Raw genomic sequence first — 15,816 nt, 5'->3', positions numbered from 1 at the left:
ACGCGCGCGTGAAACACTCATTTGGATCAAATCTCATCAGCCGATGGAATTTCCAGCGCTGGCGCCGTTCACAGTACCGACAACACCCGAGTCCAGGACAGGGCCGGCCGGGCAGGCAATGGGAAAAATTATGGTGGATGCAGCGCAAATGGCAGCAAACGGGCAACAAAAAGGACTGATCCTGGTGGTTGAGGATGAGTCCATCATTCGTGATTTCGTGTGCGAGATTCTGGGCGATGAGGGGTTTACGACCCATGCGCTGGAAAACGCCGATGACGCCGCGAAGTTTCTGGATGACCACGCAGGCAGGGTGTCATTGTTGCTGACAGATATTCTCATGCCCGGCACGTTGAACGGCGCCGACCTCGCCAACCTGTCCGGCAACAAATGGCCCGAGATTCCGATCCTGATCATGTCCGGCCATGAAACGCCGGAAAGCTCCGGGGTACAGCATGCGGTGACGTTCATCCGCAAACCGTGGAGTTTCGGTCAGTTGCTCGACGGTGTCGACAAGGCGTTGCAGACCCGCAACCCGGCGTGACGCGGGCTAGCGATCCGGTTCACACCCTTTCAGCACCAGACGGATGATGGTCTGGGCGGCGGCCTCGTAATCGGCGTCGTCCAGTTTGCTCTTCCCGGTGACCGTGGAAATCTGCCAGTCGAAATCCGCATAGGTCTGGGTCGCGGCCCAGATGCTGAACATCAGATGATGAGGATCAACGGGCGCAATCAGTCCGTCGTCGATCCAGCCCTGAATACACTCGATGTTATGCCGTGCCTGACCGTTGAGCTGTTCGACCTGCTCGGGCGTCAGATGCGGCGCGCCGTGCATGATTTCGCTGGCGAACACCTTGGAGGCGAAGGGCAGGTCCCGCGAGATGCGGATTTTGGAGTGGATGTAGCCGCTCAAGACTTCGGACGGGATGCCTTCGCGATTGAAGGGCGTCGACGCCTGCATGATCGGCTCGATGATGCTTTCGAGCACCTCGCGGTAGAGGTTGTCCTTGGATTTGAAGTAGTAATAAACGTTGGGCTTGGGCACACCGGCCTTGGCGGCGATGTCGCTGGTCTTGCTGGCGGCGAACCCTTTGTCGGCGAATTCTTCACTGGCTGCGCGCAGGATCAGTTCTTTGTTGCGCTCGCGGATGCTGCTCATAAAGCGGAATGTCCTTGCCTGCTCGGCGGTGGCGAATGTTAGCACCGGCTTCGCGACAGGCTCAAGATTGCTGCAAATCCCTGAATCCTCACTGTTTGTCCCCTGTGGCACCGGGGAGTGCCGGTGGTATTGTGTGCGGGTGAAGATGGGAGTGGAAAAAGGGGGCGCCTTTACGGGGCCTGAACGGGTATTCGGTGACGAGGTGTCGGCTTATGAACAGCCCTTTGTTTTCCAGCGTGGTCGCCTATGCCCAACATTGTGAGCGGCAATTGGTGGAAATCCTGCATCGCCGACCGACCCTCGACCGGCAGCAGGTCATGACCTGGGTCGATGAGCAGAGTCATGCGATGAAAGACCGTGATCCTCTGGATCTGCTGCGTGCGCTCAATGCCAAGGTCCGGGCGGGAAAGCCCTTGCCGTGGGAGTCGCATTGATGCGCCGATCCGGATGTCGCTGCTGGAGGTACGCCGTACGCGATACCTGTGTGGAAGCGAGTTCATTACGGTGATCGCTATCTCCCGGCATGCCACACGACCTGTGGGAGCTGCTGGAGGTTACGACAGTGGCGCACGCTGATCAGAATCAGCGAACTCACCAAATAGCCCATGTCCAGCGTCATCGACAACAGGCCTGCTGTGGAGTCTGATGGTCGTCGGTGTGGGCATCCCGGTGGCCAGCGCCCGACTGGTTCAACGCCACACAGCCTGACCATACGTCACCTGCGATCCTGTGTTGTCGCGTTTGCGTCTAGCCTTTGATCAAGGCCTGGACACGGACGTCGGCACATGAGTCTCTGCTCCCATACTCCCAGTCTCAGCGTGGTTGACTCGCGCGGCTTGCCCGTGCGTCAAGTCGATTTCTACCGTGCCGATGTGCAAGATCGCCCGGAACTCCGGATGACCCGCCAAGCGTTCGACGTGTCAGGGCGCCTCTTGGCAATTACCGACCCCCGCCTTGATCGACCCTCGACTTCCACTGTTTACAGTCTCTCTGACCAGCCGTTGTTGACCGATAACGTCGATGCGGGATGGCGCCTGACGTTGTTCGGCGAAGCCGGGCAGCCGCTGGAAAACCGCGACAGCCGGGGCACGCTGTTTGCGTCTGAATACGACGAGTTGATGCGGTCTGTGGCGATTGCCGAAACGCTCGATGGAGAACCCGCTCGGGTCTCTGAACGGTTCATCTATGGCGACGCCAGCGCGCAATGGATGGCGCACAACCAGTGCGGCACGTTGCTGCGACGTGACGATTCAGCAGGGTCTGTGTGGTTTTCGGCGTACGGCCTGACAGGGGCCTTGTTGCATCAAGAACGGCGATTTCTCGCACCGACAGGGCACGTTGACTGGCCGCAAGAACCTTCGCAACGTGACCGGTTGCTTGAAGCGGAACGCTTTATCTCGACGAGCGCTGTCGGTGCTGACGGGGATGTCATTGTGCAGACCGATGCCCGAGGCAATTGCCGGTTTCTGACGTACGCCTGCTCAGGAGAACTAAAGAGCACCGGTCTTCAAACGTCGGGCAGCAATAAAGTGCACGTTTTAGTGAGCGATATTCACCACGACGCAATGGGCGCAGTCGAACGGGAGATCGCAGGCAATGGTGTCGTCAGCACTGCGACGTACGATGCGGCAGATGGGCGGCTGACCCGGCTGTTGGCACTCACTGGCGAGGGACAGGTGCTACAGGATCTGAATTACGGCTACGACCCCATCGGCAATCTGGTGAGTGTTGGGGACGCCGCGCAGCCGGTTTCGTTTTTCCGCAATCAGCGCGTCGAGCCGGTCAACCGTTACCTTTACGACAGCCTCTACCGACTGATCGAAGCCACTGGGCGGGAAGTGGCCCCGGTTTCCCATCTGCCCGGACTGCCCGACTTTCAAACCCTGCCGCTCGATCCCGGCAATCTCATCCGTTACACCCAGCGCTTTGAATATGACGCCGGGGGCAATTTGCTCGCTCGGCACCATTCGGGGGCTCAAACCTGGCGCATGTCGGTGTCGTCGACGAGCAATCGGAGTCTGCTACAGCGGGCTGACGGGACACTGCCTGATGAGGGGCAGATCGCCGAAGCTTTCGATGGCAATGGCAATCTCAAAGCACTGCAACTGGGTCAGGCGATGATTTGGGATGGGCGCAATCAACTCCGTGAAGTCACATCCGTCGGACGCGAGGATGGGCCGGATGACAGCGAACTTTATCGCTACGACGGTGAAGGTCGGCGGGTGCGAAAAGTACGTGTGAGTCAGGCCCGCGATCGCGCGCTGACCGCCGAAGTGCGTTATCTGCCGGGGCTGGAAATACATCGCAACGAGGCAACCGGGGAAATGCAGCATGTGCTCACGGTCGAGGCGGGGCGTAGCAGCGTGAGGCTATTACATTGGGAGTCCGGCAAACCCGACGGCATCGAGAATGACCAGTTGCGCTACAGCCTCAGTGATCACCTGGGCTCCAGGACACTCGAACTTGATAAAGATGCGAAGTTGATCAGCCACGAAGGTTATTACCCCTTTGGCGGCACGGCATGGTGGGCGGCGCGAAGTGCGGTTGAGGCGAAATACAAGACCGTGCGTTATTCCGGCAAAGAGCGCGATTCGACGGGGCTGTATTACTACGGATTCCGGTATTACGCGCCGTGGTTGCAGCGCTGGGTTAATCCGGATCCGGCGGGAGATGTCGATGGGCTGAATCGGTATCGGATGGTCGGTAATAATCCTATTACATGCGTTGATAACGATGGGCTTGAAACAGAAGTGGCGGCGCGCTGGAAGGATGCCGCGAGAAGAGCAAGGTCGGCGGTGACTGTAAGAACGATTGTTCCAGGTATTATTGCAGTGCGAGTGCGCGGAGATAATGCCTTGTTCGAACGGATCGGAATTGACCTGAACAGAGCTGCAGCAAGCGAGAGGCAACTTGCTTATCTATCGATCGATCAAACCTACCGAGGCAAGATCTCGGGCGGTGACGATTTTGTAAATCTCAGAACCCTTTCATCGGCAGATATTGAGAGCGTGACTCGAAAAACGAGCACATACACGGCAGTCATAAATGGAGGATTTTTTAACGGTAGTCGTAAGCTGGACTTGGGATACCCCGCTCATGCCTCTGTCGGCAAAAACAAAATTGACGGAAAAGCCAAACCCGCCGCGTCAGTTCCGGAGCATCACAGAGGTGATTACGTCAAAGTTAAAATGGATGACAGTTCCTACATTCATTCCGCACCGCAGTTGTCTACGGCAGGGACCGCTTCATTTACCGCTGACAAGATGAAACGGTTTTCCAGATTTCGCTTTGAGCAAAAGACTCCTACACCTGGCTATCTCAATCATGCGGATCAGCCTAATTCTCGCTCTGCAGTCAGTCTCCCTGCGCAGGCCAATTCAAAAGGCCGGACAAGGCTTGCAGTTGGATTGACAGAAAGCCGAGACCTGACCATATCACCCGGTTACACATTGCCGGAATGGGCCGCCGTCATGTCCAGGCTTGATCGGTTGGATGGCACTGCTAAAGCGGGTTCCTCGATCAATCTTGACGGCGGTGCATCCTCGACGCTTGCGGTTATAGGTCGGGAGGAAGGCAGGATTTTTTCTGCTGCTCTGCCAGATGGCGAACGAAAGATAGGCAATTTCTTGTCATTCCATAAGCGCAAGCCAGCCTTTTGGTCTCGGTTGAAATGATAGGGCCTGCCCGGCCTGAAGACTCAATTGCGGCCTGTCCTGATGGCAAACGCAGACACATGGACGTCGGCACAATGAACCTCAACACCCGAACTCCCGCATTGGTTGTTGTCGATCCTCGCAGTCTCGAGGTTCGCCGTGTCTTATGTTATCGAGCTTCCCTGGAGCAAGACCTTCAGGTTCGCGCAAGCAGGCAGATTTTCGACGCCTCAGGACGGCTATACGCGATGAAGGATGCCCGGCTTGACAGGCCAGCGACTCAGACGATCTACAGCTTGTCCGGCCAGCCACTGTATGTGCAGAGCGCCGATGCGGGATGGCGTCTGAACTTCCCAAGCGAAGCAGGCCCGGTACGAGAAAGTCGAGACAGTCGCGGCACTCAATCCTGGACCGAGTACGACGCCTCATTACGCCCGGTGTCGATTGTCGAGCAGCTCAGTGCCGAGCCGCCTCGGGTCGTCGAGCGGTTGGCCTATGGCGATGGCGACGAGGCGGGCGCCCAGCATAACTGCTGTGGGCAGTTAGTCAGACGAGACGATGCGGCAGGCTCCACAGCTTTTCAGGAATACGCTTTGACCGGCGCGATTGTGCAGCAGCAACGCCGTTTTCTGGCCGGTCTGGACAGTCCCGACTGGCCTGAAGCGCTCTCATTGCGCGACCCATTGCTGGAGGCTGAGACGCATGTCTCGACCTTCACGTTGGGGGCGTTGGGGGATGAGCGGGTGCGTTGCGATGCTCGACAAAATCATCAGTACACCGGCTATACCTGCGCCGGACAGAGATGTGTTGTCAGGCTCCAGCCCACCGGCAGTCAGGCGTTGCACACCTTGGCCAGCGAGATTCGATACACCGCGTCGGGGGCGGTTGAACGCGAAACCTGCGGCAATGGGGTCATCAGTCGGTACACCTATGATGAAGCTGACGGGCGGTTGACCCGGATGCTGGCGTTGTCTCCTGAAGGATTAGCGCTGCAGGATCTCAATTACGGCTACGACCCCGTTGGGAATGTCGTGAGCGTCGAGGATGCTGCGCAGCCGGTCTCGTTTTTCAGAAACCAGCGCGTTGATCCGGTCAACCGTTACGCCTACGACAGCCTTTACCAACTGATCGAAGCCACTGGACGAGAAGTCGCCCCGGATTCCCATTTGCCCGGACTGCCCGACTTTCAAACCCTGCCATTAGGCCCTGACCGGCTGATCAACTACACCCAGCGCTTTGAATACGACGCAGGTGGCAACCTGGTGGCTCGGCACCATTCGGGGGCTGAAACCTGGGGTATGGCGGTGTCGTCAACGAGCAACCGCAGCCTGCCCCAGCGGGCTGACGGGACACTGCCGGACGACGGGCAGATCACTGAAGCCTTCGATGGCAATGGCAACCTCAAAGAGCTGCAACCGGGTCAGGCAATGACGTGGGATGCGCGCAATCAGTTGAGCCAAGTGACTTTGGTGAAGCGCGACGATGGACCTGATGACAGCGAACTTTATCGCTACGACGGTGAGGGTCAGCGGGCGCGAAAAGTGCGAGTGAGTCAGGCGCGCGGTCGCGCGCTGACCGCCGAAGTGCGTTACCTGCCGGGGCTGGAAATACATCGCAACGAGGCAACCGGCGAAGTGCAGCATGTGCTCACGGTCGAGGCGGGGCGTAGCAGCGTGAGGCTATTGCATTGGGAGTCCGGCAAACCCGACGGCATCGAGAATGACCAGTTGCGCTACAGCCTCAGTGATCACCTGGGCTCCAGCACACTCGAACTTGATAAAGATGCGAAGTTGATCAGCCACGAGGGTTATTACCCCTTTGGCGGCACGGCGTGGTGGGCGGGGCGAAGTGCTGTTGAGGCTAAATACAAGACCGTGCGTTATTCCGGCAAAGAGTGTGATGCGACGGGGCTTTATTACTACGGATTCCGGTATTACGCGCCGTGGTTGCAGCGTTGGGTTAATCCGGATCCTGCGGGGGATGTGCAGGGGCTGAATCGGTATGGGTTTGTCGGGCAGTCACCGGTAAGAAATCTCGAAGTAAACGGTGCAGTTTATGAAGGGCTCAATGATCGAGTTGAAAATATGCTGGAGAGGGGAGGGGACCGCATTATTTGGAGAGGCCTGGGTGAGCTACAAACCATTGATGCTTCTGGGGCGCAAGCGGTCAGGCTCGCATTAGCGGGCGTTGATCAAGTTTTAAAGGGTGCCATCGCTGCTGCTCAAGATTCGAACTGGGACAGGTCTTCCGTCAGCATGAAATATTTTGGTTATTATCACAATGAAGCGATGCCATACGTCTTGCGTGATTGGCAGCGAACGCAGGCGTTGGTCTCTGATTATCGCAGTCTTGAGGGGTACGATAAATTCGTAGGGATAGAACCCAAAGAGTCCGAGGAAACAGCCAGTGTTGTGCGAAACGACCCCCACGGACGGGTTTTTCTGAATGTGGATAAGTTACAGAACTCTGAACTTCAGAAAACAATAGCTCACGAAATGTCGCATCTGGGGAAGGTCAGCGGTTTACACAATCATGAGGGATCAAGGACGGTGGATAGCTTTTATTTGAATGATCAATTTGCGAGATATTTGCCTTCAATCGGAACCAGGCCAGATATAGGTGAGGTTTCGAGCGCTGTGGTGAATGGGCAATTGACATCAACCTACCTTGAGAGAACGTTATCCCCAGTGGCATTTTTTACTGATCAGGTGCAAGCGCTGCATCATAATGTTGGACGGCAACATGACTTGCCGGCGATCATTCATGATTTCAATGAATCTCCTCATATTGCATCTGTAATGGCCTCTCGGAATGCCGACAGCGTTACCGAAGCGGCATATGATTTTTACCACGCCCGAGGAAGGCGATTACTGGCTGAACGCAGCAACGGCTCGTTGCGATAATCCTTGAAGGGGTGCGAGTCAATCACTCGCACGCCCACCGACGCTTTAAAAAAACACCTTCACCAACAAACTCGCCGTGTTCTGGTCCGTATCGAAATACCGGGTGTCGTTGATCCCGTACTTGTTGGTCCAGTAGTCATACTCGATCCCCACGTACAACTGCCGCTCCGGCAAGTTCATCGCCTTGCCCAGGTCGTATTTGATCTGGGGGTTGAAGTGCAGGTTGGAGTGGTAGTCGCCTTTGGTATTGGACTGTTTGTTGTCCACGACCCAGTCCATGAAACCGTCGATCAAAATGTCCGACTTGCCCACGGGAATGGTGTACGACCAGACCGGGGTGATCTGCCAGGCGCCATAACCGGCACGGTGGCCATCGTTGTAGCGCTTGTAGAAATTGAGCTGGAAGTAGTCGAAACCGGGGATGTTCAGGTCAAAGCCGGGGCCGATCAGGTACGACTCGACGTCGCCTTCACCAAACTCGTAAGTCCCGGCCAACAGCACGTCCTTGATCGGGCCGAGCTCGAATTTCTGGTCGAAGATCTTGCCCAGCGACAGGCGAGGGGAGAACTCGCCGTACAGCGTGTTGTTGCCCACGCCCGGATCTTTCTTGCCGTTGTAGAAGATGTTGTCGACGAACAGGAAGTTGTCGCCGTATTTCCAGCCGTCTGCGTGTTCGAAGGTAAAGGTCTGCTGGGTATCCGGGTTGACCTCGAAATTCTGGCCGTACAGATACGTCAGGCTGTTGCTCTGCCATTGCAACAAATCGCCAGACATCGCGGGGGTGGCGGCCAGCAGGCTACTGGCGGCGAACAGGCTGGAAAGCGAACGGTTCATGCGGTACTCCCTTGGGTTCAAAGTCGGTGTTGCGGTGATTTGGCGCTCTGTCTTGGCGCCTTTCTTTGCTGCTTTAGTTGTCCAACTGATCAACTTTTTACAGATAGCAATCTCTACGCCAACCCTCTGAAAAAAGACAAAAAAGTCTCGTCGTCTGTCATTGAAAACAGTCGATTCCATGATTTTTCGAGCGAGGCGCGGCTGGACGGCAACTTGGCCGTTCGGTCAGATTATTGTGTGCGGGTGGTCAAGCCCTGTTTTTCGAGGCGCGGTCGAGCGGCGGCGGAGGATACTGACTCGCGCCGCATCGCTCAAGTGCGCTGCAAAAGAGCGGTGCGTCTAAAACAGGGCACCCACGATTAGTGCGAGTGCACCGGCCCGGCCATCGCGGCACGCTCCGCACCGCCCAGCACGTTGAACAGCAGGTTCAGCAGCACGGCGCTCAAGGTCGCCATGGCAATGCCGCTGTGGGTGATGGGCCCCATCCAGTGCGGCAACTGGCTGAAGAACTCCGGCCGGACGACCGGGATCAGGCCCATGCCGATGCTCACCGCCACCAGCAGTTGATTGCGACGATCCGAGATGTCGGCCTCCTGAAGAATCTTGATGCCGGTCGCCGCAACCATCCCGAACATGGCAATCGCCGCGCCGCCCAGCACCGCTGGCGGAATCGAGGCCACCAGATAGGCCGCTTTCGGCAGCAGGCTCAGCAACACCAGAAAGCCGCCCGCGACCATGGTCACCGAACGGCAGCGCACGCCGGTCATTTGCACCAGGCCGATGTTCTGCGCGAACGAGGAGTGGGTGAACGTGTTGAGGAAACCGGCGAGAAAGGACGCGGCCGCGTCGCACAGCAAACCGCGACGCAGCATGCCCGGCGTGACTTCGCGGTCGGTGATCTTGCCCAGCGCCAGGAACATCCCGGTGGACTCGACGAAGATGATCACCACCACGAGACACATCGAGAGGATCGGCGCGAGGCTGAAGGTCGGCATACCGAAGTGCATCGGCGTGACCACTTTCACCCAGTCCGCCTGAGCCAGACCGCTCAAATCCACCATGCCGATGAAGCCTGAAAGGATGTAGCCCAGGCCCATGCCGATCAGCACCGAAATGTTGACCCAGAAGCCGCGCATGAAGCGGTTGATCAGCAGGATGGTCAGCAGCACCAGCGCCGCAACGCCCAGGTAAAGCGGGTCACCGAAACTCACCGCCTTGCTACCGCCGCCCGCCCAATTCACGGCGACGGGGAACAACGACAAGCCGATGGAGGTGATCACCGTGCCGGTCACCAAGGGCGGAAAAAAGCGCACGATTTTCGACATGAACGGCGCGATCAGCATGCCGAAGAAACCGGCAACGATGGTCGCGCCGAAGATCCCCGGCAAGCCCACGCCCTGCATGCCCGCCATGGCGACCATGCTGCCGACCGCCGCGAAGCTGGCGCCCATCATGATCGGCATGCGAATGCCCAAGGGACCGATGCCGAACGATTGCACGACCGTCGCGATGCCCGCGACCAGCAGATCGGCGTTGATCAAAAAGGCGATTTCTTCACGGGAGAGGCCGGCGGCCTGGCCGATGATCAGCGGCACCGCAACGGCACCCCCGTACATCAACAGGACGTGTTGCAGGCCGACCAGAATCAGTTGCATCAGTGGCAGGGGCTGTCGTGGTGGCGCAGCAGGGATGCGCGCGTGAGTTGACTCGGACATGCAACACCTCATTGTTCTTATTTTTGAGTACGCCCGTTGCGGCTGGGCGGTGGAACCTCGACTTCGGCAAACACGCCCCTGTAGGAGTGAGCTTGCTCGCGATGGCGGTGAGTCAGTCGACAATGATGAAACTGTCAGACCGCGATCGCGAGCAAGCTCACTCCTACAGGGATCGGCGACATCAGGCAGATCCGGGGCATTAAGCGACGCCCCCTTACATCAATTCGTCTGCGCCCCCTTGTCGATCCATTGCCCCAGCAAATCACGCTCTTGCTGGGTCATCTGGGTGATGTTGCCCAGCGGCATGATTTGCGCGGTCACGGCCTGGGCCTGGATGCGCGGGGCGAGTTGCTGGATCTGTTGCGGGGTGTCGAACATGATCCCGGCCGGCGCGCTGCTGAACAGCGGGCTGGTCGGTTTGGCCGAGTGGCAGACCGCGCAGCGTTCCTGAATCACGCTGTGCACCTTGTCGAAATCCACGCCACCGCTGTTGCTCGCTTGGGCGGGAGCCGCAGGCGCAGCGGGGGCCGGAGCGGGAGCGACTTCAGGTTTCGGCTCGTCGGCACGGTGTCCGCCAATTGCCGTACCGGGCAGCGGCTGATACTGGATGTTCGCCGCGACGTCTGGACCGCGCGGCACTTGCGCAGGCCCTGTCACGTAGGCCAGGCAGATCATGCCCAGTGCGCCGACCGGCAAGGCCCATGCAAATTTGTGGCTGTCGTGACGGGTGTTGAAGTAGTGACGCACCAGTACCGCACATACCGCGATGGCCGCCAGGATCAGCCAGTTGTACTGACTGCCGTAGGTGCTCGGGAAGTGGTTGCTGATCATGATGAACAGCACGGGCAGGGTGAAGTAGTTGTTGTGACGCGAACGCAGCAGGCCTTTGGCGGGCAGGGTCGGGTCCGGTGTGCGGTTCTCGGCGATGGCCGCTACCAGTGCGCGCTGGGCGGGCATGATGATGCGGAACACGTTGCCGACCATGATGGTGCCAATGATTGCACCGGTGTGCAGGTACGCCCCGCGACCGCTGAACACTTGGCTGAAGCCGTAGCAGGCGCCGATGACCAGCACGAACAGCACCAGCCCCAACAGGCCAGGACGCTTGCCCAGCGGGGAGTCGCAGAGCAGGTCGTAGATGAACCAACTGGCGATCAGCGCGCCGACGCCGATGGCGATGCCTTCGCCGCCGCTCAAGGTGCTGCCGGGGGCCAGCAGGTAAAGGGTGGGGTTGGAATAGAACACGATGCACAACAGCACGATGCCCGACATCCAGGTCCAGTAGGCTTCCCATTTGAACCAGTGCAGGTTGTCCGGCATGGTCGGTGGGGCCAGCTTGTATTTTTCCAGGTGGTAGATCCCGCCGCCGTGGATCGCCCACAGGTCACCGGACAGCCCGTCGCGCGGGTTGGCGCGGTTGAGGTTGTTCTCCAGCCAGACGAAGTAAAAGGATGCGCCAATCCAGGCGATCCCGACGATCATGTGAATCCAGCGCACGCCCAGATTCAGCCATTCCATCAGATGTGCAGCCACAGTCTTTACCGTTTGCCTGTCGTCACTGGCGGACGCTTAGGCCCTTCTTATTAGTGGGGATCGAGAATCATCATCTGACTCTCTTCGAAGAAATGCTCATCGCAGTTATTGCCACTGCCACTGCGATCAACCACCAGGAAGTCATCCCGCTTTTCGATCGTCAGCACCGGGTGGTGCCAGACGCCGCGATGGTAATTGACACCCTGCCTGCCGTTGGTGAGGAAGGCGCGGGTCAGCTCCGGTTCAGGTGCATCGCCAAGTGGCGCGACCACGACCAGAAAAGGGTTGCCGAGCAGCGGTATGAACGCCTGACTGCCCAGCGGATGCCGCTCCAGCATGCGCACGGTCAGCGGCATCTCCAGCGCGTCGGCGCGGAAGATGCTGATGATCGCGTGATCCTCCGGCGTCGCCGTTTCCACGGTCGCCAGCTTGTGAAAGCGCATGGTCGAGCCGTTGTTGATCATGAAATGATCGCTGCCATCGGTTTCGATGACATCACCGAAAGGGGCGAAGGCTTCTTTGGTCAACGGCTCGATAATCAGTGTGCGCATGCGGGTTCTTCTGTTCTCTTGATTGACGGGTCATTTGTAGGAGTGAGCTTGCTCGCGATTGCGTTATGTCGGTCACGCCTGTGTTGTCTGATCCGACGCTATCGCGAGCAAGCTCACTCCTACAGATTCATGGGGTGTCCGTTCCGGCATCAGTGCGGGAACGGCACTCTGTTATTTGGCAACCTTACCCAACACCCGCAAGCGGCTCACGCCACCATCCGGGAACACGTTCAGGCGGATGTGGGTGATCGGGCCGAGCGCCTTGATCTGCTCGACGAAGGTGTGTTCAGCGTGCATCTCCAGTTTCTGGCTCGGCAGCAGTTCGCGCCAGAACAGGCTCTGGGTTTCGATCTGGCTGTCGGTGCCGCCTTTGACGAATGCGCCCTGGATCGAGCAGCTGTCCGGGTAGTTGCCCTTGAAGTGCAGGGTGTCGACGACGATCTGCTCGACTTCACCGGCATGGCCCAGCGCGACGATCACCCAGTCGTTGCCCGGCGTGCGGCGACGTGCGGTTTCCCAGCCGTCGCCCATGTTCACGCCACGGCCCGGGTTGAGGATGTTGCTCATGCGGCCGAAGTGTTCGTCGGAACAGGCCAGGGCGCGACCGCCGTTCAACACGGCGACCAGGTCGACTTGCTCGTTGTCGCCCACCGCCGACCAGTCGCGGTGCGGCACGCCGTACACGCGCAGACGCGCCACGCCGCCGTCCGGGTAGATGTTGAAACGCAGGTGGCTGTAGGCCTGGGTGTCGCCGATTTCGTGGTAGTGGTGGCTGTCGCCTTTCAGCTCGACGGCGGGCAGCACTTCGGTCCACACGGTGTTCTCATCCGGCTCGCCCGAGGCCAGGAAGCAGGCTTCCAGCGAGGCCGACGGCGGGTAGTTGCCGGTGAAGAACGAGGTGTCGATGTCCACGCCCTTGATCGAACCCGCCACGCCCAGGCGGATCACGGCGCTGTCATAACCTTCGAAACGCTTGCGACGCGATTCCCAGCCGTCCATCCATTTGCCGTTGTCGTCGAACACGCCTTCCTTCCACACCGCAGGGGTGGGCTGGAACAGGCGGTTGGCGTCGGCGAACCAGTCGTCGGTCACGGAAACGATCTTGGTGCCCAGACGGGCATCGGCCAGGTTGACGAATTTTTCGAAGGGTACGGCGTAAGCTTTCATTCTTTTTGTCTGCCTTTGATAAGGGGCGTGGGGATGGTCAGGGTTAAAGCGTCTGCAAGCGGAACATCGCGATCTTGTTGATCTCGGCCAGGGCGCAGGCGAACTCGGTTTGGGCCGGGTTGTGAATGCGCGTCTCGAAGGCCGCGAGGATCTGATGCCGGTTGCTGCCTTTCACCGCCATGATGAAGGGGAACGCGAACGTCGCTTTGTAGGCGTCGTTCAGCTCGGTGAAGCGTGCGAACTCTTCAGCCGTGCATTGGTGGATACCGGCGCCAGCCTGTTCATTCGTGCTGGCTTCGGTCAGTTGGCCTTGCACGGCGGCTTTGCCGGCAAGGTCCGGGTGAGCGTTGATCAGCGCCAGTTGCGTGGCGTGGTCGGCGCTCAACAGGATGTCGCTCATACGGGCGTGCAGGGTCTCGATGTCGTCGAGGCTTTGCAAATCGCCAAGGTCATAGGCTTTTTCAGCGACCCAGGGCGAATGCTCGTAGATGTCGGCGAAGGCTTCGACGAAGGCTTCGCGGCTCAGGGAAGAGGGCGTCAGGGTCTGGAAACGGCTCACTGGGCGGCTCCTTTCAACGGGGTGCTTGTGAAGGGATGAACGTCGTGCCAGTGGCGGGCGATTTCCACGCGGCGGGCGAACCACACCTGTTCGTGGCCTTTGACGTATTCGAGGAAACGTTGCAGCGAGGCCAGACGGGCAGGGCGGCCGATCAGGCGGCAGTGCAGGCCGATGGAAAGCATTTTCGGCGCCTCGACCCCTTCGGCGTAGAGCACGTCGAACGCGTCTTTCAGGTAGTCGAAAAAGTCGTCGCCCTTGTTGAAACCCTGCACTTGGGTGAAGCGCATGTCGTTGGTGTCCAGGGTGTACGGAATCACCAGATGCGGCTTGCCGGTGCTGTTGTTCGGCTCCCAGTAGGGCAGGTCGTCGTCATAGGTGTCGCAGTCGTAGAGAAAGCCGCCTTCTTCCATCACCAGGCGTCGAGTGTTCGGGCCAGTACGACCGGTATACCAGCCCAGCGGGCGTTCGCCGGTGAGTTCGGTGAGGATGCGGATCGCTTCGAGCATGTGCTCGCGTTCCTGAGCCTCGTCCATGTTCTGATAATCGATCCAGCGGTAGCCGTGGCTGCAGATTTCGTGACCGGCCTCGACCATCGCGCGGATCACGTCCGGGTGACGCTGGGCGGCCATGGCCACGGCGAAGATGGTCAGCGGAATGTCGAATTGCTTGAACAGCTTGAGGATGCGCCATACCCCGGCACGGCTGCCGTATTCGTACAGCGATTCCATGCTCATGTTGCGCTGGCCTTGCAGCGGCTGGGCGGCGACCATCTCGGACAGGAACGCCTCGGATTCCTTGTCGCCGTGCAGAATATTGCGCTCGCCGCCTTCTTCGTAATTGAGTACGAACGACAACGCGATACGGGCATTGCCCGGCCAGTGGGGGTGGGGCGGGTTACGGCCGTAACCGATCAGGTCGCGTGGATAGTCGGCGCTCACTGCAATCTTCCTTATCTACGTGTTGTCTGTGACGGTGGAGGGGGATCGATCTGCACTGAGGTGTGATCGTGATCCGTCGACCGTCGCGGCGATGGGACGATTGTATACAAGTTTAATTGTGATTTGTAAGCCTGTTTTCTCGCTTTTCTCATGACAGATGACGTTGCAAGAAACTTGCCTGAGTGGTCAGAATCCGCCGAAAAACTTCAACAGGGGCCTCGCCATTCGGCGTTTCGGGGCTTACAGGCGTGACTGGCAATGAGCCGCATAAAAAGTGATTTTTATTGTGTACAATTTCTTTTGAAAATGTCTTAATTCGACATCGCTCGCGCTGTTCAACCGTGCTCCGCTCTCAAAAGCGGCACTGGAACGGTGCGATTCCACTCAATCTCCAAGCGAGGCACCGACGCGCCATGGGACGACTGACCACACACGTGCTGGACGCCGCACACGGCTGCCCCGGCAGCAACATCCGCATTGCCCTGTACCGGGTCGATGGCGAGCAGCTGGAAAAGATTGCCGAAGCCGTGACCAACAGTGACGGCCGCTGCGACGCCCCCTTGTTACAGGACGAGGATTACCGTTCGGGTGTCTACCAGCTGCAATTCAGCGCTGGCGATTACTACCGGGCCAAGGGCGTGAAACTGGGTGATCAGGCCTTTCTCGACGTCGTAGTGCTGCGGTTCGGCATCGACGCCGGGCAGGATCACTACCACGTTCCGCTGCTGATTTCGCCGTACAGCTATTCCACGTATCGCGGCAGCTAGGCATCACGTAACCGAACAACCTGTGACATCGCTATGCCCC

Annotated in this window: 13 protein-coding genes; 5 read left to right on the top strand and 8 right to left on the bottom strand. The window is 58.7% G+C overall.

Features of this window, described 5'->3' with window-relative positions; genetic code table 11:
- Positions 1-148: 148 nt before the first annotated feature.
- Complete coding sequence (locus AAEO81_RS21405) at positions 149-541, top strand: response regulator (protein WP_341964592.1); 393 nt, start codon at positions 149-151, stop codon at positions 539-541.
- 6 nt (positions 542-547) lie between these two features.
- Here the strand turns inward: AAEO81_RS21405 and AAEO81_RS21400 are convergent, their stop codons facing one another.
- Entirely contained in the window at positions 548-1,156 is a 609-nt protein-coding gene (locus AAEO81_RS21400; RefSeq protein ID WP_341958933.1) for a TetR/AcrR family transcriptional regulator, read from the bottom strand.
- Positions 1,157-1,368: 212 nt separating this feature from the next.
- On the opposite strand from AAEO81_RS21400, the gene AAEO81_RS21395 reads away from it, so the two are divergent.
- The 3 genes from AAEO81_RS21395 (at position 1,369) to AAEO81_RS21385 (ending at position 7,712) form a co-directional block, all read left to right on the top strand.
- Positions 1,369-1,590 carry a hypothetical protein gene (locus AAEO81_RS21395; protein ID WP_166597898.1) on the top strand — a complete coding sequence of 74 codons (222 nt, stop codon included), beginning with the start codon at positions 1,369-1,371 and terminating at the stop codon, positions 1,588-1,590.
- A gap of 351 nt (positions 1,591-1,941) precedes the next feature.
- Positions 1,942-4,830, top strand: a complete 2,889-nt coding sequence (locus AAEO81_RS21390) for an RHS repeat-associated core domain-containing protein (protein ID WP_341958932.1) — start codon at positions 1,942-1,944, stop codon at positions 4,828-4,830.
- A gap of 74 nt (positions 4,831-4,904) precedes the next feature.
- A complete protein-coding gene (locus AAEO81_RS21385) occupies positions 4,905-7,712 on the top strand; it encodes an RHS repeat-associated core domain-containing protein (RefSeq protein WP_341958931.1) in 2,808 nt (935 codons plus the stop codon).
- A gap of 45 nt (positions 7,713-7,757) precedes the next feature.
- On the opposite strand, the gene AAEO81_RS21380 is transcribed toward AAEO81_RS21385, so the two are convergent.
- From AAEO81_RS21380 to puuE, 7 genes are all read right to left on the bottom strand, one after another.
- Entirely contained in the window at positions 7,758-8,546 is a 789-nt protein-coding gene (locus AAEO81_RS21380; protein WP_341958930.1) for an outer membrane protein OmpK, read from the bottom strand.
- A gap of 359 nt (positions 8,547-8,905) precedes the next feature.
- On the bottom strand, positions 8,906-10,261 hold the full coding sequence (locus AAEO81_RS21375; protein ID WP_341958929.1) for a nucleobase:cation symporter-2 family protein: 1,356 nt from the start codon (positions 10,259-10,261) through the stop codon (positions 8,906-8,908).
- A gap of 219 nt (positions 10,262-10,480) precedes the next feature.
- Positions 10,481-11,794, bottom strand: a complete 1,314-nt coding sequence (locus AAEO81_RS21370) for a urate hydroxylase PuuD (RefSeq protein WP_341958928.1) — start codon at positions 11,792-11,794, stop codon at positions 10,481-10,483.
- A 50-nt stretch (positions 11,795-11,844) separates the two neighbouring features.
- Positions 11,845-12,345, bottom strand: a complete 501-nt coding sequence (locus AAEO81_RS21365) for an ureidoglycolate lyase (protein ID WP_341958927.1) — start codon at positions 12,343-12,345, stop codon at positions 11,845-11,847.
- A gap of 171 nt (positions 12,346-12,516) precedes the next feature.
- Positions 12,517-13,512, bottom strand: a complete 996-nt coding sequence (gene alc / locus AAEO81_RS21360; RefSeq protein ID WP_341958926.1) for an allantoicase — start codon at positions 13,510-13,512, stop codon at positions 12,517-12,519.
- Positions 13,513-13,555: 43 nt separating this feature from the next.
- A complete protein-coding gene (uraD, locus tag AAEO81_RS21355) occupies positions 13,556-14,071 on the bottom strand; it encodes a 2-oxo-4-hydroxy-4-carboxy-5-ureidoimidazoline decarboxylase (protein ID WP_166597888.1) in 516 nt (171 codons plus the stop codon).
- The gene (gene puuE / locus AAEO81_RS21350) at positions 14,068-15,009 is read right to left on the bottom strand and encodes an allantoinase PuuE (RefSeq protein ID WP_341958924.1); all 942 of its coding nucleotides are present in this window, start codon (positions 15,007-15,009) and stop codon (positions 14,068-14,070) included. Before puuE ends, uraD begins: the two co-directional genes overlap by 4 nt.
- Positions 15,010-15,422: 413 nt before the next feature.
- On the opposite strand from puuE, the gene uraH reads away from it, so the two are divergent.
- The gene (gene uraH / locus AAEO81_RS21345) at positions 15,423-15,776 is read left to right on the top strand and encodes a hydroxyisourate hydrolase (protein WP_341958923.1); all 354 of its coding nucleotides are present in this window, start codon (positions 15,423-15,425) and stop codon (positions 15,774-15,776) included.
- Positions 15,777-15,816 lie beyond the last annotated feature (40 nt).

It is taken from the genome of Pseudomonas sp. RC10 (genome assembly GCF_038397775.1).
GTDB lineage: Bacteria > Pseudomonadota > Gammaproteobacteria > Pseudomonadales > Pseudomonadaceae > Aquipseudomonas > Aquipseudomonas bambusae.
Note: the sequence above shows the minus strand (reverse complement) of the source record. Positions and strands in the feature narration are given on the sequence as shown.